Source organism: Acidaminococcus sp. CAG:542 (assembly GCF_000437815.1).
GTDB lineage: Bacteria > Bacillota > Negativicutes > Acidaminococcales > Acidaminococcaceae > Acidaminococcus.
Window position 1 is genome coordinate 1 of record NZ_FR902089.1, and the last position, 805, is coordinate 805.

At 59.0% G+C, this 805-nt stretch carries 1 protein-coding gene; it reads right to left on the minus strand.

Features of this window, described 5'->3' with window-relative positions; translation table 11 throughout:
• Positions 1-93: 93 nt before the first annotated feature.
• Entirely contained in the window at positions 94-537 is a 444-nt protein-coding gene (locus QVO43_RS08025; protein WP_022488013.1) for a hypothetical protein, read from the minus strand.
• Positions 538-805: the final 268 nt, after the last annotated feature.

The window sequence follows — 805 nt, forward strand, 5'->3', positions numbered from 1 at the left end:
GGCGTAGGGGCGAGCCGAAGGCCCGCCCTTCCCGGCCTGGGGTTTGGCAGGTTCCCCCCAGCGGCTAGTGGCTACCAGAGACTGCCCCTGGGCCTACTCCCTCCCATCCAACCTCTTCAGCTGCAGGGTAACGATATTGCCGAAATCACACTGGTCGGCCACCAGGTCGCAGGCCACATGCCGCTTCCCTTCCGGATCCATTTCATCGATGAACTTCAGAGCATCCCCTTCACTCTTCCATTCCCCGTCAATGGCCACCGGCCCCAGGAGACAGGCGGTGAACACAATAGTCCCCTGGTTGTCCTCGTCCCCCTCCTGGTAAATGACCTGATCCAACGGCTGCGCCTGAGGGTCCAGCTTTTTCAGCACCCCATCGAGCCCCGCCAGGGCCTTGTCGATTTTTTCCATAAAAGGCCGTGCCGCCTCCGGACTCATCCGGAACTCATAAAAATCCGGTCCCTGGCAGAAATTCACGTACCCATAAACCGCCGTCTCCACCGTACCAAAATCCATATCCTCCGCAAGAACAAAGCTCATGATCCCTACCTCCTTTTCTTTTCCTGGTTCCAGTATACCAAAAGAGGTGGGAAATTTTGGGGACAGAATGTCGTTCATCGTTTCGGATGCCAGATGCTCACGCATCTGCCTTTGAACGTGAAACCCGCAGGCCGGGAAGGGCTCCCCTGCGGGGAGCCCCTACGCCGTCGCTGTCGGGCGGCCGTGAACAACGGGGTTCTCCGAAATCCCCGTCCAACTGACCGTACAAACAACATCCCGACCCCAACGCCGTAGGGGCGTGCCGCAG